The organism is Francisella-like endosymbiont, assembly GCF_003069505.1.
Classification (GTDB): domain Bacteria; phylum Pseudomonadota; class Gammaproteobacteria; order Francisellales; family Francisellaceae; genus Francisella.
This window is the reverse complement of sequence record NZ_QAPC01000002.1, coordinates 229727-251321: the sequence shown is the minus strand read 5'-3', so window position 1 is coordinate 251321 and position 21595 is coordinate 229727. Positions and strand designations below refer to the sequence as shown.

Genomic DNA, 21595 nt, shown 5'->3' with positions numbered 1-21595 from the left:
ATTTTAGAAGTTTTTAGTAGAGTTATTGTTGCACATCAAATCTGCCAAGCATCATAACTTTATGCCAAGCTTTTGCAAAGTCGTTAACAAATTTTTGCTCATTGCCATTTTCAGCATAAACTTGAGCTACTGCTTTAAGCTCTGAGTTTGAACCAAAAATTAGATCAACTGGTGATGCTGCCCACTTTTGCTTACCAGTTTTTCTGTCTATACTAATGTATTCACCATCTTTTTTATCAGATTTTTTCCATTCAGTAGACATATTTAGAAAGTTTACAAAGAAGCTATTATTAAGCTGACCTGGAGTAGTAGTTAATATACCTTCTTGAGAATTATCATAGTTTACATTTAGTGCTCGCATACCACCAACTAACACTGTCATTTCTGGGATATTTAAGTTAAGTAAGCTAGCTTTTTCTACCAAAGCTTGTGCTAATTTATCAGCAGCTACACTACCATCTGTATAGTTTATGAAACCATCAGACTTGGTTTTTAGGTAATTAAAAGACTCTATATCAGTCTGCGCTTGAGTAGCGTCTGTTCTGCCAGGCACAAATGGTATATCTATACTATAGCCAGCTTGTTTAGTTGCTTGCTCGATACCTACATTACCACCTAAAACTATTAGATCAGCTAGAGATATCTTAGTACCATCAGTTTTGCTATTGTTAAAATTAGTTTGGATTTCTTTAAGTTTAGCAAGAACTTTTTCAAGTTTAGCAGGTTCATTTATTTGCCAATCTTTCTCTGGAGCTAGAGCAATTCTTGCACCATTTGCACCGCCTCTATAGTCAGTTTTACGATATGTAGAAGCTGCATCCCAAGCTGTTCTGATAAGTTCTTGATTTGTCAAACCAGAGCTAATGATCTCTTGTTTAAGTTGAGAAACATCTTGTGTAGATACTTGCTGATAGTCGGCTACTGGAACAGGATCTTGCCAGATAAAGTCTTGTTTAGGAATCCAAGGACCTATATATCGAGATTTTGGCCCCATATCACGGTGGGTTAGTTTAAACCATGCTTTAGCAAACTCTTCTTTGAACTCTTGAGGATTTTTGTAGAATTCTTGAGCATATTTATTAAATATTGAATCTTCTTTGAGTGCCAAATCAGTAGTAAGCATAATTGGTTTATGTTTTACGCCTGGTTTGTGAGTATCAGGAACCATATTTTCCTGTTTAGCATTAGTAGGAGTCCATTGATGAGCACCAGCAGGACTAAGTGTTTTCTTCCAGTCTCAGTTGTAAAGGTTACTAAGAAAATCATGATTCCAAAATGTTGGTGTAGAAGTCCAAGAACCCTCAAGACCACTACCTATAGTGTCATCGCCATTTCCTGTACCATAACTGTTGTGCCACCCTAGACCTTGCTGTTTAATAGGAGCCTTATCAGGAGCAGGCCCAATTGATAGTTTGACTTTATCAGCTGGTACTGCACCATGAGTTTTACCAAAAGTATGACCACCTGCAATTAAAGCTACAGTTTCTTTATCAGTCATGCCCATACCGCTAAATGCTTGGCGGATTGCACTTGCAGCACCTTTGATATCAGGTTTACCATCTGGACCCTCTGGATTGACATAAATTAGGCCCATCTCTGTAGCGGAGAAAGGTTTAACAAGTTTACCATCTTTTACATTACTAGATAACTCTTCTGGAGAAACACCCCAATTAGTATCATCACCTTGCCAGTCATCTTCTCTACCAAAAGCAAATCCAATAGGCTTCATTCCCATTGATTCTAAAGAAACTGTACCAGCTAAGACAATCAAATCTGACCAAGATACAGCATCACCATATTTTTGTTTGATTGGCCATAGAAGTTGTCTTGCTTTATCAAGGTTGACATTATCAGGCCAGCTATTTAGAGGAGAGAATCGTTGTTGTCCACGATTAGCGCCACCTCTGCCATCATATATTCTGTATGTGCCAGCATCATGCCAAGACAACCTAATAAAGAAAGGGCCATAATTGCTAAAATCAGCAGGCCACCAGTCTTGTGATTGGGTTAAAAGATCTTGCATATCTTTTTTGAGTTGTTCAGTATCTAATTTCTTAAAAGCTTGATGATAGTTATAATCTTTATCCATTGGGCTATCAAGTTCGTTTAAATTGCGTAAAGGCGACAGATCAATACTCTGTGGAGTGAGACTATCATTTTTTGATGTAGCATCTTCTGCGATAGCGCTGTTAGAAGCTAATAGCATTCCAGACATTCCTAAAGCAGTTACAATTTTCTTTAGCATGGTAATTTCCTCTTTAGAAAGTTAAGTTTCAATACAAGATATCTCTTTTTTCTAAATTAAGCCCAACTTTAAGTTTAAAATAAAATTAAGGCTTATAAGTGATTGTATTTAAGGGAAAATCTTAGTTAAATAGTAAATAGTTATTTAAGGTATAAATTTTTCTTATTAATTTGTATTAATATTCACAGCTATTATATATTTTATCTTACTTACCACCAGCAATATCTATAAAAGTTCCAGTGTAATAATTTGTATCCTCTGACAATAACCATACCACAGCACTAGCAACTTCTCTTAGATATCCACCACGCTTAAGAAATTTTATCTTTGAGTTTATTAATTCTGTTAGGATCATATAATAGTTTATGAATATCTGTATATATAAATTCAGGGTGGATACAATTTACTAAAATTCCAATCAGCTAATTCAGCTACTAAACCTTTTGTAAGAGTGTCAATAGCTCCATTAGTACAGGTATAGTCAATATATTCATTTGCTGATCCTAGTCGTGATGCTACCGATGAGATATTAATGATTTTACCACCATTATATCCGTGTTTTTGATAGGTAATTTAACAGCATATTTAGCACATAAGATATTACCAATCGCATTTACCACAAAAACTTTCTCTAACCTGTCTAATGAAATATCTTCTAATTTTGAACTAGGAGAAATCGTGCTGGCATTATTAGATAAGGGCTTATAAACAGCCATGATTTGTGATAAAATCACGATACATTTTTTTAATATCATCTTCATTTGCTATATTAGCACGATAAGTTAAAATTTGAATTGGATATTTAGTAAGTTGTTTTTTATTCTATCAATATTTTCACTATTAGTATGATAATGAAGACCTATATTATATACGGTTTTTGCGCTGCTAAGGCTATAGCAGAACCAATACAATCATTAGCACCAGTGATTAAAATATTTTTAGTCATTTGAGAGCTTATTAAATTATCATGTTGTAATAATAACAGATACCCTCAAGCAAATCTCTCTCTAAAGCAATAGGTTTTGATTTTTGTGAGTTTTTGAGATTATTAATCAGTATTGAAAAGATATATTGTTTATTATTAGTATAGAGATAACCAGAAATAGTAACTGCAGTTGTTCCTGTACCAGTTTTTGCAATTACTTTACCTTTTAATAGCTTGCTTGAGCGATTTTTAAGTGTGCCACTTTCTCCATATATTGGCAACAGACTTTTAAAAAGCTCAAAGTTGTCTTGCTGTGACATTTGTTGTAATAGGCTAGTAATAAAATCAGCAGATAATAAATCATTCTCTGACATTCCGGCACCATCTTCGATTTGAATGCCATCAGTATCAACTTTAAGTTTATTTTTTAGTATTTCAATAATAGCATTTTTACCAGATATAATACTCCCAACTTGATTATGATAGTAGCCGATGGTTCTTGTGATTGTATGAGCATAGAGATTATCTGATGTTACAAGCATATGCTTCAATAGCTTGGTTAAATCTGCTGATTTATGCTTTGCTAAGAGTATTAGATTGTTTGGTAGTTTGTTAGTAATTTTTATCTGATTAGTTAATGAGACTTTAAGTTGTGCTAGTTCAGTTAAGACAGCTTGTTGCATAAATTGTTGTGGATCTTCGATAGCAAAGCTAAAAGTATAACTATTTGAAGGTAGGCAGCCACTAAGTACCAGAATATTATCTCTATAATAGTAGGCGTTAAATTGACAGGTTTTTAGCTGCTCTGGACTAGCTATAAAAAGTTTATTGATAAAGTTAATTTTCTCACCAACAGTTTGGCTTATTTTGAAAGTATTTGAGTTAGGTGTGAGCTGTAAAATTATCGCATTTTCATTTAGGTTATATATTGAGCTTGGAGCACCATAGGCAAATATAGAACTGGTATTACTTTGATTAATTGGTGTATCTCGACCTTCAAAGTAGCAGTTTACAAAGTAGATGTTTTTTATATTATTTATATTGCTTTTTTGTAAACTTATTAAAAGTTTATGTAAGTTTTCACGAGTAAAACTTGGATCACCTGAAAACTCAATATAAAGATTATCAATACTATGATTGTTAATTTTGTCGTAATATAGCTTAGTTTCAAACCTAAAATCTTTGCCAAGAAATAATAATCCTGCAATCCCAGTTAGTAATTTAGTATTACTAACAGGTACGAAGCTTTTGTCAGCATTTCTTGAAAAAATTATGGTGTTGCTTTGAGGATCAATAATCTTAACTCCAACTAGAGCTGACTGAAGATTATTGTGCTTAAGAGAGTCGTATAATACTTGATTTAATTCTATTGAGTTTAGTGGGTATGCTATAGAGATTGCTAATATAAAAATAGTAGTGATTTGAATAATTTTGTAGACATTACTATCCTACTATTTAATTCTCAGAAATTTCATTATAGCTAAGATTCCAACAAAAAGCTAGAAGTGCTGTAGCAATTATACAAGAGCCTAGTAAGAATATAAATACAGCATCCCAGCCTAGCATTGTCGCGATGATACCAATTACTGCTTGTGCTCCGACTGTACCTAAGAAATAGCCAAATAATCCTGTAAATCCAGCTGCTGTACCACCAGCCTTTTTTGGTACAAGGTCTAAAGCAAATATCCCTATCAAAGCTACAGGACCATATATGAGTATTCCCATAGCAGATAATGAAAGTAAAAGTACCCAAGCTGTATCACTATACCAATATATAAATAAAGCACAAATAAATAAAAGCATACAGATAACACCCATAGGAGCTCTACGACTGCCGAAGAACTTATCTGTGATCCAACCAATAATGATAGTTCCTGGGATTGCTGGTAACTCAAATAGAGTAAACCCTAAAAGCCCAGTAGTAGTAGACATATGCTTTACATTAACAAGATAGTAAGTCGACCAGCTAAGAAGACCATATCTAGCACAATAAACAAAAGCATTAGCTATAGCAATTAGCCAAATCCACTTATTATTTAAAACATATTTTAAAAATATTTCTTTAGCTGAAAACTCTTGTTCATGGTGAGTTTCGGCAGTAGTATAGCCTTTATATACTTCTATCGCTGGTAGACCAACTGATTGAGGGGTATCTGCACCAGATATTAACACTAATATTGATACAAAAATACACATTACCCCTGCAACATAAAAAAGACCATGCCAGTCATCACGAAATAGCAATAATCCAATAGGCACAACAGCAATAGCTAGAAACCCTGCACCAACATTATGAGCAGTATTCCATATACCCATTTTAGTACCACGCTCATTAACACAAAACCAGTGTGTCATAATGCGTGCACAAGCAGGCCAACCCATACCTTGAATCCAACCATTTATAAGCATAGCTATAAACATTACAAGCACACCTAGTGATAGTAAGCTTGGTAGAAGTAAATTGATAAGTCCGGTTATAAGTAGACCAATCGCTAGAAATACTTTAGCATTACTTCTATCAGAGATATTTCCCATTAGAAATTTACTTATACCATAAGCAATACCTAAACCAGCTCCAATTAGTCCAAGTTCATCTGGGGTTAAGGTTGTGATATATTGTTTAGATACATCAAAGCTGCTACGCCCAAAGTAGTAGGTAAAGTAGCCGATATAAGCTACTAAAAACATTCTTAAGCGCCAATGAGGATAAGCTTTTTGGATTTGCTCTTTAGTTAGTAAAGGCAGAGTTTTTGCGGGTTTAAGGAAATTCATAATTAAAAATAATCTAGGTTAAACACTATTAGTAGGGTAAGTTTAGTTTAATTTGTGATATTGAGCAATATAAATTAAGCTTTTAAACAAGAGATTTTTTTGATAATTTTTTAAATATTTTTAGGAAATGGTACATTCGGGTATGCAGGCGGTAAATATAATCCTTTTGCAGCTTCTAGACCTCTTAGAATATCAGGTCTATCAGTTATAATACCATCAACTCTCCAATCAATTAATTTGTTGGCAATTTTATAGTTAAAGTCAGTTCCTTCAGCTTCAGTCCATCCCCATGTTACAACTTTGACACTTAATTTATGAGCTTCATCAAGGTCTTTCTTTGTTAAGTCTTTTTCATAAGGTTCCCAGAAAGTGCCACCTAGTTTATGTACCATCAGTGGGTAATTATAATTATAATCCTTAGGATCAAGAGGGAAGGTCCATTTTTGGTAGTCAATCATTTGTTTTGCTTGTTCGGCATTCATTGGTTCTGTAGTTCGATCAGTTAGATAGGCTGTTTTAACTTTTGGGTTTAGTTTTTGTAGATCTACCAAAGCTTGCCATTCAAAAGATTGAACCTCAACATTATCAGGCATCCCAGTTTTGACTAAAACCTTATTTAACGCTTCAGCCATTTCTTGAGCTGTCCAATTTTCTTTAGGGTCATATGGATTAGTTTTTATTTCTATTTGTAGGCGAATTCTGCTACCAACATTTGCTTTAACATAATTAATAACTTCTTCTAGTGTTGGTATATGAACATTATCCATACCAACATGGTCAGGATACATCTTTGCGGTTGCAGAGCCTGGTTTTAGATAACCAACAGTATATTTTTTTAACTGTGCTAAAGTGAGGTTTTTAATTGGAGTTTTTTCTGTTATCCAGTTACCTTTCTCATCTTTTGTCAGGTCAGGATTTAGTGTCAAATCATGTGTTACAACCAAAATTTTATCTTTGGTTATATTTACATCCATATCAATAACATCTACACCAATACGCATTGCTTCAGTGTAAGCAGGTAGAGTGTTTTCTGGAGCAAGAGGTCTATATCCTCTATGTGCGTATATATTAATAACATCAGCAATAGCTACACTAATACTACAAAGAGTAAGGGCAGTAGCAGTAATTATTTTGAACATTTAAAAGTTAAGTTAGTTTAAAATAGTATTTATATTACTATTCTAGGGTTAAATAGCAAGGTTTTTTTACTTATTTATGATATTTATTTACTTTATCATTCTAATATATCTTGATATTAGAAATTACAAATGCTTATAAAACTAAAGATTATAGATACATTAACTATTATAGTAGTTATTATATTAGGATTAGTTTATTTTTTTAAAGACCCCATTCTAAAATTATTCCGGGTTATGTCAGTACAGACATTAGATATATATCTTTACAGGTAAGTGGTAGAGTTCTTTGTTTAAATGTCGGTGAAGGTGCACCTGTAAAAAAGAGAAAATCATTATTTTTGATTGATTCATTAAAAAATCAAATAATATTAAAATCAAATAATTTTTGTATCGCGCTTTTGAAGCAGTAGCAGCAAATATGTTTTAAAATAAAACAAGCCATATATAGAAAAGATTGCTATCGATATATCCAACGCTAATACAAATTTAGCTGTTGTGACTAAAGAGTATCAACGTCAAAAATTATTATTAAAAAGGTGATAATACATCTAAAAAGCAGTTTGAACAAGCGCAGAGTAAATATATCCAAGCAAATAACCAATTAGAAACGCTAGAGGTAATACAAATTATCAATAAATTTACCTGCGCGAGATGATTTACGTGGTGCAGTTAATTTTATGTCGAAATTTATAAATAGTAATTCTGAGTATTTACAACAAAAAATTAATTTAGCTGATGTTAAGGCTTTAGAAGATGGTTATGTTTATCAAATCTTTTATCACAAAGGCGAAGAAGTAAGGGCATATAGTCCTTTAATGACCATTATAAATCCTAAAGATGTGTATATTGTTTTTTATTTACCAAAAGAAAATCTAACAAAAGTGCACCTTAGACGAAAAATTAACTTTGAGACTAATGCTAGTAAGAAATTAGAAGCTAGGATTAATTATTATATTTCACAAAAAACTAAATACACGCCGTCATTGTTGTATGGGATAAATTCTGACTTGGAAATCTCTTTTGAGGTACATGCTAAAGTTGACTACTCAGTTAATAGTTCTAAAATCCATATTGGATAGCCTATAAAGATAGAACTAAAATAATGAATGAAAAAGATGATCAGTTAATAATTAGATGTCAAAAACTTGACTAAGGTCTATGGTGATAAAGCTATAGTTGAAAATATTTCATTGCAAGTAAGAGAAGGTGATATTTATGGTTTCCTAGGACCTGACGGCTTAGGTAAAACTACCTTTATAAGGATGGTATATGGCCTAATTCCGATCACTAAAGGTGAAGGTACTTGTCTTGGTTATGATATTGATACAGATGCTAGCATTATCAAACAGCAAGTTAGCTATATGACACAGAAATTTACACTCTATCCAGATCTAACAGTTAGAGAAAATCTGAAAATTTTTGCTAGATTACATAGTCTGAAGAATATTAAAGAAGCAGTTGAGAAGACTATAGATAATTTGCAGATTGGCAAAGCTTAGTAGAGCAAATCAAAAAGTTTATGAACTATCAGGAGGGTGGAAGCAAAGACTTGCATTAGGTGTGGCAACAATTTATGATCCTAAACTACTACTTCTATATGCCCACTGCTGGAGTTGACTCAAAAGCGCGTAGAGAGTTTTGGGTTTATATTTCAACACTATCTAGCAATGGCATAACGACTTTAGTCTCAACTAACTATATGGATGAAGCAGAGAGGTGCAATAAATTATCATATATCGCCTATGGTAAAACTACTATCTAGTGGCACTCAGAAAGATATTATAGATAGTTGCGGTATCAAAATAAGAAACATATTTGGAAGATGCTGTTATATATCTAATGAAGACTCAACAGGGTAATTTTGCATGAAGTATTTTGATATTAATAGATATTATACAATTTTTCTCAAAGAAGTTATCCATGTGCTTATGGATAAGGCTACTATTGGGCTTGTATAGGTATATCTCTAATTCAGTTGATACTTTTTAGGTTTGCTATCAATATGAATCCAAAACATCTAAGCACAGCGATAGTGAATGGTAACAGTACATTACAAACAAACTATCTAATTGAGAAAATTAATAATACCAATTACTTTGATATTAAGTATCAAAACCTATCAAGAGATGATGCGATAACTTTAATGCGTAAAGGTAAGTTATAGTTTATAATAGATATTCCTCTAAATTTCACCAAGCAAGTCTATCGTGGTGAATCACCAGATATTCTAATAATAGCAGATGGAGCAAATGCTACAGTTTTAGATGCTGTTAATAAAGTTAAAGGTATTTACATTACAGTTAATATTTTTCCAATAAATCTGCAGATCAACATCAGCAACTTTTTAATTTTGTAATCCACAACAAATACAACCTTCAAAACAAAACACATAATAAGTATGTACCAGCACTAGCAGGAGTAATCCTTACTATGACAATGGTTATGGTTACTTCCTTAACTATTACAAGAGAGAAAGAATATGAAACTATGGAATCTTTGCTTGCTACGCCTGTAACATCTCTGGAAATTATCTTTGGTAAGATAACTTCATATATTGTTGTTGGCTATATTCAGCTACTATTGACTATTATTTTTGCTAAAGTGATATTTGGTATAATTATTGTAGGTAGTATTATATTATTACTCATTGCGACATTTCCTTTTATTTATTGTTAATCTTTTAGTTAGTGTAACTTTCTCAACTATTGCTGATACTCAGCTACAAGCAATGCAAGTGACATTTTTTTCTTCTTGCAATCGATATTATATCTTGATTTATGTTCCCTTTTGATGGTATGCCAGAATGGGCACAAGTGATAGGTAATATTTTACCATTAACCCATTATCTAAATAATCGTTAGAGAGATTCTTCTTTAAGGCGGCGGGTTTTTTGATTTTTAAATAGTATCTATCCGCTTTTTATTTTTATGATTGTTGTGTCAATTATTTGAAAATATAAGAATACGATTTAGATTATCTAGATGAAATTTAATTCTACTTAAATACAAATTTCTTTTATAATATCTTTAAGAATTAAAAATTAAAGTCTAAAAACTGGAAAAAAATTTGTTAAATTATAAAGAAAACTTCATTGGCAGAAATATTAAGTCATATGTATTATCTGGTTTTGTAGTTGTTGTTGTTCTTATCCCTGAAGCCATTGGCTTTTCATTTATCGCGGGAGTTTCACCTACAGTTGGTTTATATACAGCTTTTATACTAAGTTTGGTCACAGTATTGATAAGGTGGTAAACCCCGGGATGATTTCTGGTGCAACAGGAGCTGTAGCTGTTGTATTGGTCAGCTTAGGTATCAAAGTTAAAGCATCACTTTTTCCAGAAATGTTAATAAATTCACTTGCTGAATCTGGGGAACTTAGTAGCTATATACTACAATATATTTTGCTGTGTGCAATTATGGGCTGGCGTTATACAGGTTATAATTGGGTTATTGCGTCTTGGTAAGCTAATCCGTATAGTACCACAACCAGCGGTGTATGGATTTGTTAATGGTCTAGTGATTATTATTGCTTTAGCGCAGATTCCACTGTTTCATGGTGAGGACATTACTATGTATGTGCTAGTTGCTTTAACCATGCTAATTGTTTATTTTTTACCTAAATTTACAGATAAAATTCTATCAGGTTTGGTTGCAATCATTACTATCACAGCAATAGTAGTGGTTTTAAAGCTTCAAACTAAGAATGTTGGCGATTTAGCAGATATTTCCGGAGCATTTCCAAGTTTTACAATACCACATGTACATTTAACAGCGCAGTCATTTTTTATCGTATTACCATATGCTGTAATTGTTGCCTTAGTTGGGCTGATTGAATCTTTATTGACTCTTTCAGTCTTAGATGAAATGGATAATAAACGCGACAATTGCAATCAAGAATTTTATTGCTCAAGGTACAGGTAATATTGTTTGTAGTTTCTTTGGTGGTATGGCTGGCTTGTGCGATGATTGGTCAATCTATCGTCAATTTTACCAATGGTGGGCCGGGGCGTTTATCTTCATTAACAGCTGCTATATTGCTGATATTATTTGTTGTCGTATTATCTGGGTATATTCTTATATACCAGTTGCAGTGTTAGCAGGTATTATGTTGATGGTATGTATTATACTTTTGAATGGGAGAATGTCAATCGTATTCGGTTATATGCCTAATGCTGATAAAGTGGTTCTTGTCGTAGTTACTGTTATCATAGTATTTTCAGATTTAGCGATTGCAATTATCTCTGGGGTGATAATTTCAGCTTTAGTTTTTGTTTGGAAAAGTTCACAAGTTCATAGCCGTATTAATATAGAAGATCAAGATACAAAAGTTTACGAGTTTTTTGGACCATTGTTCTTTGGTTCAACATCTTCATTTAAAAGTTTGTTTGATGTAAATTATGATCCAGATAATATTATTTTAGATTTTGCTAACTTTTAGAGTTATGGATATTTTTGGAGTTCCTGAAATCGATGATATTATTAAGAAATATTTAGACTTGGGTAAAAAAGTTACACTTCAACATCTAAGTGAAGATTGTTGTAAAATACTTAAAAATGTAGGTTCATACTGTGTTTTTGAAGAAATAGATCTAACTTATAAAATAGCGAGGGATATCTAATGCAAAAAATCAAAATTAATACTACTAATGCACCACAGGCTATAGGCTCATATGAGCAGGCTATAAAAATTGGTAATCTTGTTTACACTTCTGGACAAATAGGCCTTAAGCCTGATGGTACTCTCTCTGGAGAGTGTATCAAGGAACAAACAACCCAAGTTATGCAAAATCTAAAGGCAGTATTAGAGGCAGCAGGCTCTAATCTAGATAAAGTAGTTAAAGCGACTATTTTTATCAAAGATATGACTGAGTTTAAGATAATTGATGAGGTTTATAGTTCATTTTTTGATGGTAATTTTCCAGCTCGTTCATGTGTTGAAGTTACGAGATTACCAAAGGATGTGAGAGTTGAAATAGAAGCAATCGCAATTACTGAGTAGAAAATTACTCAGTTTTATTTTTTTAATTTCAAACTAATTCAGTTGAAGATATTTTTTCTAAATTATATAAATAGTTTACTTAGGATACTAATATAAGCCATATTTATTATGACTTATAAATTTTAAGAGTTAGTATAAAAATTTTTCGCTACCTATATGCTTAGTTTTGCTTGGTATATAAGAGTATTGCTTGGAATTTTTACACCGCACTTTGCAATAGCATTGAAGCCTTTTGCAGATGTTTTTGTTAAGTTTATAAAACTTATGATAATTTCTTACCTTGGTTTCTGGTATCGTGGCAATGAATGATCCGACAAACGAGGTAAAATAGGTGGAATAGCATTATTATATTTTTTTGCAATGACTATTGTAGCTCTAGCAATAGGGATGCTTACAGCAAATCTACTTGATCTTGTTTTAGGGGTTGGGTATTAATTCTAATTCCTTGGATGCCAGTGCTGCAAAAGCTTACATCGGAGATGTAGAGCATAGTAGTGGAATTCAAGATTTCTTTATGAGTATTATTCCTGATTCTTTTACAGGCGCTTTTACTGGTGGAGATATTTTACAGGTACTTTTCGTATTAGATATTATTTGCTGTTGATTTAGTAATGTATGGTGAGCAAGGTAAATTAATACCTGATGCTATCTAAAGCTTATCTAAAGTATTTTTTAAGATAATACATGTCATTATGTATTATTCACCGATAGCTGCATGTACAGCTATTGGCTACATTATTGCAATGTATGGAACCGTTACTCTGATAGGACTTTTAGGCTTATTATGTTTTTATATTACCTGTTTGATATTTATAGTAGTTTTTTTAGGAGTTATATTAAAACTATATTGAGGTATAAATATTTTTAGATTGTTAGGATATATTAAAACTTAAATATTAATTGTTTTAAGAACTTCATCTTCAGAACCAGTTTTACCAAATTTGATGGAACAACTTGAAAAACTAGGCTGTGATAAATCAGTTATAAGACTAGTAATACCAACAGGATATTTTTTTAATTAGATGGTACAGCTATTTATCACTAGCAAGTAATATTTATAGCACAAGCTTTAGGCATAGAGCTTAGTTTTGTCAGCAAGTTTTTGCTGTTAATTATGGTAATTAGCTCAAAAGTATCAGCTGGATTTACAGGTAGTGTATTTATAATACTTACTAAGTATACTTAGTGCCTTAGAGTTGTGCCTGTAGCTGGGATTGTGATTATCTTAGGTATATATAGATTTATGTCAGAAGGGCGAGTAATCACAAATATGATAGGAATCACCATAGATACAATTATTTTATCTAAATGGCAGAAGAAATTAGATATTGATAGATTAAAACAAGAGTTAAGAACTTAGCTTATAATTTAATAACTCTATCAAACTTATCTAAAAGCTTAGCATTATGAGTTATAAAAATAACCGTTTTATTGTGCATAAGTCCAATTAGGTTTTCAAAAACTAATCTTTCAGTCTCTTTATCTAGTCCTTCTGTAGGTTCATCTAAGATAAGTATAGGTTTATGTTGTAAGAATGCACGAGCTAAAGCTAAACGCTTCTGTTGACCACCTGATAGTTGTCTACCAAGCTCACCAGTCCATGTATTAAGCCCTTTTGGAAGTGATTCAACATGTTTTCTCAGCTTAACTTTTTCTAAAGCTTTAAGAAGTTGATCCTCCGAAGCATTATCTTTAGCAATAACTAGATTTTCCTTGATAGTTGTATTAAAGATATGTGGAGATTGGTTTATCACGGTCATTAGATTTCTAAGTTGATGCTCATTAAATTCTTTAATGTTTTTACTGCCAATAGTTATTTCACCACCATTGACATCCCAAAATCTAGCTAAAAGATTAATGATAGTAGATTTACCTTTCCCTGTGGGTGCAAAAAGGGCAACCTTTTCATTCTGTTTGATTTCTAAGCAAAAATCTTTAAGCACAGATTGCTCTGAGTTATATCCAAAATCAACTCTATTAAAATTAATATTATAGTTATCTAACTGTATATCAGAATTTACTGGATACTCAATATCTGCTTTAGCATCTGTGATGTTTAAAATCCGCTTTGAAGCAGAAAGTGTTTTACCAAGATATTGGTATGCTAATGGCAAAGGCATAATTGATTCAGACATTGCCATTATTGCAAGGAATATTAACGCTATAAATGCACCATTAATATAGCCATTTTGAGTTAGTTTAACTGCGAAGATTGTAATCATAACAACAGTTAAACCTAGTGCTAAAGTAATTAATGCATTACCAAAGCCACTAATAATACTAATTTTTTCTTCTTGCTTTAATAATTTAGAGTTTTGTTGTTTTATATTCTCAAAATGCTTACCTTCTAAATCAAAGATTTTTAGTTCAGCTAGAGAGTTTACATGTTCTGTAATGTTAGTTTTTATTTCAGCACTAATCTGATTAAGATCTTGAGTTTTTTTCATAGCCATAAAGCTACTAATCAAAGGTATAATAAAGCCTATTACTAGTAAAGATAAGAATGTTAATAAAGCCAACCTGAAACTAAAAAAACTAAATAGCAAAGCTATAGTGATATTAGCTAAGATAAATACAATTGTTGGAGAGATTATACGAATATATAGATTATCTAAAGCGCCGATATCATTAACTAGGCGTGTAAGTAAATCACCACTTTTGTATTTATATAAGTGAGAGGGTACAAGAGGTTCAAGCTTTTTGTAGAACCAAACACGAATATCTGTAATTATTCTAAAAGTCGCTTCATGTGTTAGTATTCTTTCACCATATCTACTTAGAATTCTACCAAGAGAAAAAGAGCGTACTCCAGCAGAAGGATAAAAATAATTAAATGAAGTAGCTATAGCATAAGTAGTTGTTGCTAAATATCCAGTATATGAGATAAACCAGCCAGATAATGATATTAGCCCAATTCCCATAAGTATCGCTGACCATGCAAGTAGAGTACCTAAAAGCATCCATTGAGTTTGATTTTTAAACAGCTTTATAAAAGGGATTAAATTTCTCATGCTGTTACCTCATTTCTATAGAAATTATAGAATTTACTTTGAGTACTAACTAGTTCTTTAAATGTTCCTATTTCAATTATTTTTCCATCTGCTAAAACTACAATTCTATCCACATGCTCTAAAAAACTTAGTTTATGAGTTAATATGATAACAGTTTTATTGTGCCAGTTTGCTTTAAGTGATTCGATAATTTTTTCTTCACTATTTTTATCAAGACTTACTGTAGGTTCATCAAGGATAAGAACATCATGTGGCTTGAGGTACGCTCGAACTAGAGCTAATCTTTGTGCTTGACCACCTGATAAACCGATATTTTGTTCACCAATTTCTGTAGCTAAACCATTGTTTAAAGATTCAATAAACTCTTTAAGCTCAGCATTTGTGATAGCTGCGGTAATTTCTTGATCACTAGCATCGTTGTTTGCTAATAGTAAATTATCTTTTATTGTTCCTTTGAATAGCAAGGAGTTTTGTCCTAACCAAGAGATGTTTCTTAGCCAAGATTTTTCTTCGAGATCCTTTAGTTCGTTATTGTCGTTAATTAGAATACTGCCTTGATATTTTGTAAAACCAAGTAGAGTGTTTATTAGTGTTGTTTTACCAGCGCCACTAGCGCCAACTATAGCTATTTTTTCTTTATCCTTGATTTCTAGAGAAATATTATCAAGAGCTATCTTTTCAGCATATTTAACAGTTAAATTTTTAATTTTGATATTATTGATTTTATCAGTAAATATTTTATCTCTAGCCTGATGAGAAGGTTGCATTTCAAATATCTTAGCAATCTCTAGAGCAGCACCAACAGCTTCAGCTTTTGCGTGATAATGTGTGCTAAGTTCACGCAATGGCATAAAAAATTCTGGAGCAAGTAGTAGTATAAATAAACCGCCCTGCAAAGTAATATTATCCAGTGACCACCAGATATCATTATCTGCGCCTGTATTTATAAAGCCCATGCCAAGATATATTGCTACCAATGCGATAGAAGCTGCGGCAAAAAGTTCTAAAATTGCTGATGATAAAAAAGCAATTTTAAGTACTTTCATAGTTCTAATTCTATAATTATCAGAAGCTAGAAAAATAGTTTGAATATGGCTTTTACTTTTATCAAAAAGCTTAAGTGTAGTTAGACCTTTCAGCGTATCTAGAAAAGTTAGACTCATTCTAGCAAGTGCCTTGAAATGCTTTTGGCTCTCAGATTCAGCACCTAAACCAATTAGTACCATAAAAAGTGGAATAAGTGGCGCACATATCAATAGAAGTATTCCACAGACTATACTTTGTGGGAATATGAATACTAAAATAGCTAAAGGCATTAATCCAGATAGAGTTACTTGAGGTAAAAATTTAGTCAAGAAACCTGTCAAGCCTTCAACTTGTTCCATCGCACTTGTAATTATATTCGCATTAGAGGTTTTATTTAACTCAATTGGACCGAGTTGATTTACATGAGTCAAGATATCTTCACGAATTTGTTTCTTAACTATTGTAGCTGCTTTATAACTTACAATCTCTCTAATCCAACTAAGACTAGCTCTAATTAAGACTATAAGGCTAATTAGAACAAAATAAATACTAAGTTGGCTTTGTGTCGAATTTTGTAGATATGCATCGTAGGATATATGAGCTAATAAATATAATTGTCCGATTAATAGCAAGCCACTTAAAAAAGCTATAAGTACAGCTAGCTTAACCAATCCTTTAGTAGGATAAGAGATTTGTTTCAGCCATTTTCTAGCTACTTTTTTATCTTCTTTTGAAGCGTCTGAAAGCATTTAGATATTTTTTAATTTTAGTATTGTTTAGATTATAGCATAATCAACCTCTAAACTTCTTAAACCTAGCTAAACTCAACCATGAAATATAGTAAATTTATAAGTTTTATGGTAATTTCTATATTACCCAAATAAAGCTTAAAAGGAAGTATACAAAACAAATATCTTTATTTATTAATCACAGTAAGTTTACTGGTACCGCCACTATTGTGTAGCACAACATCTCAACCTACCGCTATGGATGTGCCAGCATAGGTTGTTAATAGTGATGCAAATATAACACAGGCTCAATCTCAGACTGCAAAAACATTGAATGACGTTGAGTCTGAAGATGCTAAAGCAAATATAGAGAAATCTGACAAAGCTGCAAAAACAAATCAAGAAATAATAGATATAAATGAAGCAGCCCATGGTATGGTTAGTTAATATCTAGAATGGGTCTGAAAATAAAAAAGTAAAAAGAGATTTATAATGAAGAGATTAGCTTTAACATTAATTGCCACGATAGGTCTGTCTGTATCGCCAGTGGTTTGCTAATGAAGGATTAACTAATTTAACCACACAAACAGATTCATATCAAACAGGTAAGAAATTAGGTCAAAATGTTAAACAGTTACAAACTGATATAAAAATAACGATATCTCAGGTTTCTAAAAAAATAGATCAAACTTCAAAAGACATTGAGAAAGATACTTCACAAGCTGCTAATAAGGTAGTCAATAAAGCCAAAGTTGTTCAAGCTAAGCTAACAAAGCAAACAGATAAAAGTGAAGATGCATTAGAAAAAATGGCAAATAATACCCAAGATAAAGCCCAGAGCTTTAAACAAGGCTTTGATGATGGTGGTGATAAAACATTCTAGCTAAGTAAAAAATTATGGTGATAGCTATATGAAAAAATTCCTTAAAAGAATCATCGAAAATATAAATATTCCTCTTGTGATTTTTCTGATGCTTGTAGGAACTTTACTTTTAGTAGCAAATATAAGGAGCGAGATTATAAAAACTGCTAAAGAAACAGTTAATCAAGCCGTTAATAATGTTTCAAAAACTCTCAATAATGCTGCTAAAAGTAATAGCAATATAGTTTAGAAAATAACTTACCTAAAGATAAATATAGTTGGATTTATTTTTATTTGTGTAATTACTTTGTAAAGTAGATGAATATTCCAATATATCATTGATAAGCTTGAAGCAACTGCAAGACCATATACGCCCCAATGAAGCGTAAAAATTACTCCTAGCACTATATTAATAACTAGAGCGATATAGAAAACAAAACATGTGTTTTTTTCATATCCTGCCATATTAAGAATTGTAGCAACACAACCAGAGAGAACATTTATTATTTGTCCAACCATTAATATACAAAATATAAAATACGATACGATATATTTTTTACCATACATTAAAGTGATTGGATAACCACAAATAATAAGCCCTAGAATAGCAAATATTGAGAGTATAAATATAATTCTAGTATAAGAAGTTATTTTATTTTGAAACTCTTCTCTAGAACAATTTTTATAATCATCAGCAATTTGTGATAGTACATTTGAATTAACGGCATTTAATACAAAGCTAATTAAGGTACCAAGTTGTAGCGCAACACCATAGAGAGCAATATTTGCTGGAGTTGATAACACTTTTAAGATTATGATATCTATTTGTGATAGTAACAATAAGCCCCACTGCATTAGAGCAAATGAGATGTTACTACCAATTGGTTTCGAGCTAGCAAAAGTATATTTTGATGTTTGAATAAGCCATATAGATGTTGTATATATTGTCATGATAATCATCATCGTACCAATAAGCATGGTGGTATCTTTTATGTACAAAAACATAAAAACTATGGTTAAGAAGAGCATAATAATTCTCAGACCAAGTTGAAGTAAGTTAGCAAGAATGACTACTCTTCTGGCAACAAAGAAAGATTGGAATATATTCGCCATAAAAAATGGTATGGCGAATAGCAGTGCAAAGTTCTCTATCGAATTATCATGATATTCAGAGTGATTATAAAAGATCATTATAGCAATTATTATAATTACTATAGCGAAACCTCTTTTGAAATACCAATTATGAACTAAAAAAGTTTTTTTGTTTCTTTGAAATTTATCGACTAAATCTGATTTACCCCAAGTGCGTGCTAAGATACCACCGCCACCCATTGTCGCGATCACAGCTAAAATAGTTGCAGCTGTAACGCCAAAAATATAAAAACCATAATCACTAATAGTTAGATGTCGCGCTAAAAGAATAGCAGTAATAAAGGCACAGCCTTGACCTAGTGCTTGCACTATCATAGTCTGTAAAGATTTAGATAAAATATGATTAGAAAATATTTTTTTTATCAATTTGTGTTAGTATTAAATTACGTCTAAAAAGATTTTAACAGTAAAGCATAGATAATATAAGAATAATTTCTACTAGGTTACTTTGCTTGAGAGTTATTAAAAGTTTCTAATGCAATAGCAAGAGATCCTTTTACACCAGTGCTATCACCAAATGATGCAGGAACTATAAATTTAGTCATATCTTTTAACGCAGGATAGTCAAGGTAGTTATTTAGATATTTAGTAACATTTTTGCGAATCATATCAAATAAGATTGTCTTATGCATTACACCACCACCGAGAATAATCCTCTCAGGAGAGAATGAGCATATATAGTTAACTAATGCTTTTGCTAAATATTCTGCCTCAAACTGCCATGCGATATAATCATCTGGTAATTTACTAGCTGAGCTAACATTCCAGCGCCTATTAATTGCTGGACCAGATGCTAATCCCTCAACACAATTACCATGAAATGGACAACAACCTTCAAAGTTATCTTGTAGGTTTTGTGGTATTAATAAATGACCAATTTCTGGATGCATTGCTCCTTGAACTAGCTGGTTATTACAAATAATTCCACCACCAACACCTGTACCAACGGTAAGGTAAATAAGATTGCTGATATCTTGAGCACAGCCCCATAGTTGTTCACAGATTGCTGCCGCATTTACATCTGTATTAAATCCAATTGGACCTGAGTAGGCTGACTTCACAGCACCGACAATATCAAAATTTTGCCATGCTACTTTTGGAGTGTTTGTGATATGACCATAAGTTTTCGAGCTGGGATTAATATCAATAGGTCCAAAGCACGCCAAGCCTATAGCTTTAATATTATATTTGTTCTGATAATCTTTTAGAACCTTAATAACCTCAGACATCGTTTCGTTTGGAGTTGTTGTGTTTGTACGATGATGCTCTATCACATTACCGTTGGTATCACCAATAGTTATAAAAAATTTGGTACCACCAGCTTCTATACCAGCTAAATACATAAATCACTCTTTTGTCAATAAAATTAGGTATAAAGATTTTAGCATTATTCGCTAATAATATTTAGATAATTACTCTTTAAAGAAATAAAAATAACAAATTTAGTGATTTATTTAATAACTGAAATTCCGCCCATATAGTTGATAAGAGCATCAGGAACCATTATAGAACCATCCTCCTGCTGATAGTTTTCAATAACTGCCAAAAGCGTTCTACCAACTGCCAAACCAGAACCATTTAGAGTATGTACAAACTCAGGCTTTTTCATGCTTGAATTTTTGTGTCGAGCTTTCATACGGCGTGCTTGGAAGTCACCGCACCAACTACATGAAGATATTTCTCTGTAAGTATTTTGCGATGGTAGCCATACTTCTAAGTCATAAGTTTTTTTAGCACTAAAGCCCATATCACCAGTACATAACTTCATAACTCTATATGGTAGATTAAGTTTTTGTAAGACTTTTTCAGCATGTAATGTGAGTAACTCTAGAGACTCATCACCTTTATCTGCAGTAGTAATATGTACTAATTCGACTTTTTCAAACTGATGCTGACGAATCATACCTTTAGTATCACGCCCATATGAGCCAGCTTCACTTCTAAAGCAAGGCGTATGCGCTGTATAGTATCTAGGTAAAGATTCTGTATCTAAAATTTCATCCTTTATTAGATTAGTGATTGGGACCTCTGCTGTAGGTATTAAGCTATATTCAAAATCTCCCTCAAGCTTAAAAAGATCAGCAGCAAATTTTGGTAACTGTCCAGTACCGTATAAACTATCATTATTAACTAGATATGGCACATATAATTCTTCATAACCATGTTTTTCCGTATGCATATCAAGCATAAACTGTGATAGAGCACGATGTAGTTTAGCGACCTTATTTTTCAGTACCATAAAGCGACTACCAGTAATTTTAGCTGCGGCTTTAAAATCAATCATCTTAAGGATTTCACCAATATCAGCATGATCTTTTGCTGGAGTTTCTGGGTGAAACTCACGCGGTGTTCCCCATCTTCTTATTTCTATATTATCATTCTTATCTTTGCCAACTGGTACATCATCAGCAGGAAGATTTGGCATTGATAGTAGCGTTTGATTTATAGAATCTTGTAGCTCTTTAAGCTCTTTTTCAATAATTTTGAGTTCTTCATTAATTTGATTAACTCTAGCAAAGATATCACTAGTATCTTTACCTTTAGCTTTTCTTTGACCTATTTCTTTTGAGATAGTATTGCGCTGTGATTGTAGATTTTGAGTTCTTTCTTGTAGATATTTTCTTTTTTGCTTTTGGGCTTCAAATTCAGCTATATCAAACTTATAACCTCTAGTTGCAAGCTTTTTGGCAACTTGTTGTAAATTATCCTTAATATATTTAGCATCAAGCATTTTAC

14 protein-coding genes and 7 pseudogenes are annotated in these 21595 nt (G+C 32.2%); 10 read left to right on the top strand and 11 right to left on the bottom strand.

The features are described 5' to 3' along the window. Positions 1–22: 22 nt before the first annotated feature. From katG to C9379_RS05455, 5 genes and pseudogenes are all read right to left on the bottom strand, one after another. Positions 23–2245, bottom strand: a pseudogene (katG, locus tag C9379_RS05475) (catalase/peroxidase HPI). 205 nt (positions 2246–2450) lie between these two features. Next, positions 2451–3230 (bottom strand): annotated as a pseudogene (locus C9379_RS05470) (SDR family oxidoreductase). Continuing rightward, positions 3203–4600, bottom strand: a complete 1398-nt coding sequence (dacB, locus tag C9379_RS05465; RefSeq protein ID WP_425536934.1) for a D-alanyl-D-alanine carboxypeptidase/D-alanyl-D-alanine endopeptidase — start codon at positions 4598–4600, stop codon at positions 3203–3205. Before dacB ends, C9379_RS05470 begins: the two are co-directional and overlap by 28 nt. Positions 4601–4625: 25 nt before the next feature. Continuing rightward, complete coding sequence (locus tag C9379_RS05460; protein ID WP_143384570.1) at positions 4626–5942, bottom strand: MFS transporter; 1317 nt, start codon at positions 5940–5942, stop codon at positions 4626–4628. Between the two features lie 110 nt (positions 5943–6052). Beyond that, entirely contained in the window at positions 6053–7081 is a 1029-nt protein-coding gene (locus C9379_RS05455) for a glycerophosphodiester phosphodiesterase (protein WP_143384571.1), read from the bottom strand. A gap of 677 nt (positions 7082–7758) precedes the next feature. Here C9379_RS05455 and C9379_RS05450 point away from each other — a divergent pair. The 3 genes and pseudogenes from C9379_RS05450 (at position 7759) to C9379_RS05440 (ending at position 10032) form a co-directional block, all read left to right on the top strand. Then, the gene (locus tag C9379_RS05450; RefSeq protein ID WP_318263228.1) at positions 7759–8160 is read left to right on the top strand and encodes an HlyD family secretion protein; all 402 of its coding nucleotides are present in this window, start codon (positions 7759–7761) and stop codon (positions 8158–8160) included. Positions 8161–8183: 23 nt separating this feature from the next. Next, positions 8184–8913: pseudogene (locus C9379_RS05445) on the top strand (ABC transporter ATP-binding protein); the annotation flags it as partial. A gap of 33 nt (positions 8914–8946) precedes the next feature. Further along, positions 8947–10032, top strand: a pseudogene (locus tag C9379_RS05440) (ABC transporter permease). A gap of 123 nt (positions 10033–10155) precedes the next feature. Here C9379_RS05440 and C9379_RS05435 read toward each other — a convergent pair. Continuing rightward, a complete protein-coding gene (locus tag C9379_RS05435; RefSeq protein ID WP_343377549.1) occupies positions 10156–10314 on the bottom strand; it encodes a hypothetical protein in 159 nt (52 codons plus the stop codon). On the opposite strand from C9379_RS05435, the pseudogene C9379_RS05430 reads away from it, so the two are divergent. The 5 genes and pseudogenes from C9379_RS05430 to C9379_RS05410 all read left to right on the top strand — a co-directional run bounded on the left by C9379_RS05430 (position 10241) and on the right by C9379_RS05410 (position 13440). After that, positions 10241–11002: pseudogene (locus C9379_RS05430) on the top strand (SulP family inorganic anion transporter). The gene C9379_RS05435 and the pseudogene C9379_RS05430 sit on opposite strands and share 74 nt — an antisense overlap. Further along, positions 10941–11519 (top strand): SulP family inorganic anion transporter, encoded by a 579-nt coding sequence (locus tag C9379_RS05425; protein ID WP_318263229.1) that lies wholly within the window; start codon positions 10941–10943, stop codon positions 11517–11519. Before C9379_RS05430 ends, C9379_RS05425 begins: the two are co-directional and overlap by 62 nt. Positions 11520–11523: 4 nt before the next feature. Beyond that, on the top strand, positions 11524–11700 hold the full coding sequence (locus C9379_RS05420) for a hypothetical protein (RefSeq protein ID WP_318263230.1): 177 nt from the start codon (positions 11524–11526) through the stop codon (positions 11698–11700). Continuing rightward, on the top strand, positions 11700–12080 hold the full coding sequence (locus C9379_RS05415) for a RidA family protein (RefSeq protein ID WP_143384572.1): 381 nt from the start codon (positions 11700–11702) through the stop codon (positions 12078–12080). Before C9379_RS05420 ends, C9379_RS05415 begins: the two co-directional genes overlap by 1 nt. Positions 12081–12214: 134 nt before the next feature. Next, a pseudogene (locus tag C9379_RS05410) lies at positions 12215–13440 on the top strand (cation:dicarboxylate symporter family transporter). A gap of 1 nt (position 13441) precedes the next feature. On the opposite strand, the gene cydC reads toward C9379_RS05410, so the two are convergent. Continuing rightward, positions 13442–15091 (bottom strand): heme ABC transporter ATP-binding protein/permease CydC, encoded by a 1650-nt coding sequence (cydC, locus tag C9379_RS05405; protein ID WP_143384573.1) that lies wholly within the window; start codon positions 15089–15091, stop codon positions 13442–13444. Next, positions 15088–16866, bottom strand: coding sequence for a heme ABC transporter permease/ATP-binding protein CydD (cydD, locus tag C9379_RS05400; protein ID WP_143384574.1), 1779 nt, complete (start codon positions 16864–16866; stop codon positions 15088–15090). The genes cydC and cydD overlap by 4 nt, the downstream gene beginning before the upstream one ends. 471 nt (positions 16867–17337) lie before the next feature. On the opposite strand from cydD, the pseudogene C9379_RS05395 reads away from it, so the two are divergent. Together C9379_RS05395 and C9379_RS05390 are read left to right on the top strand one after the other, a co-directional pair. Then, positions 17338–17728 (top strand): annotated as a pseudogene (locus C9379_RS05395) (rotein). Between the two features lie 28 nt (positions 17729–17756). Beyond that, on the top strand, positions 17757–17957 hold the full coding sequence (locus C9379_RS05390) for a hypothetical protein (protein WP_143384575.1): 201 nt from the start codon (positions 17757–17759) through the stop codon (positions 17955–17957). A gap of 8 nt (positions 17958–17965) precedes the next feature. Here the strand turns inward: C9379_RS05390 and C9379_RS05385 are convergent, their stop codons facing one another. The 3 genes from C9379_RS05385 to serS all read right to left on the bottom strand — a co-directional run bounded on the left by C9379_RS05385 (position 17966) and on the right by serS (position 21590). Then, positions 17966–19225 (bottom strand): lipopolysaccharide biosynthesis protein, encoded by a 1260-nt coding sequence (locus C9379_RS05385; protein WP_143384576.1) that lies wholly within the window; start codon positions 19223–19225, stop codon positions 17966–17968. A 77-nt stretch (positions 19226–19302) separates the two neighbouring features. Continuing rightward, a complete protein-coding gene (locus C9379_RS05380; RefSeq protein WP_143384577.1) occupies positions 19303–20202 on the bottom strand; it encodes an ROK family protein in 900 nt (299 codons plus the stop codon). A 107-nt stretch (positions 20203–20309) separates the two neighbouring features. Next, the gene (serS, locus tag C9379_RS05375; protein ID WP_143384578.1) at positions 20310–21590 is read right to left on the bottom strand and encodes a serine--tRNA ligase; all 1281 of its coding nucleotides are present in this window, start codon (positions 21588–21590) and stop codon (positions 20310–20312) included. Positions 21591–21595 lie beyond the last annotated feature (5 nt).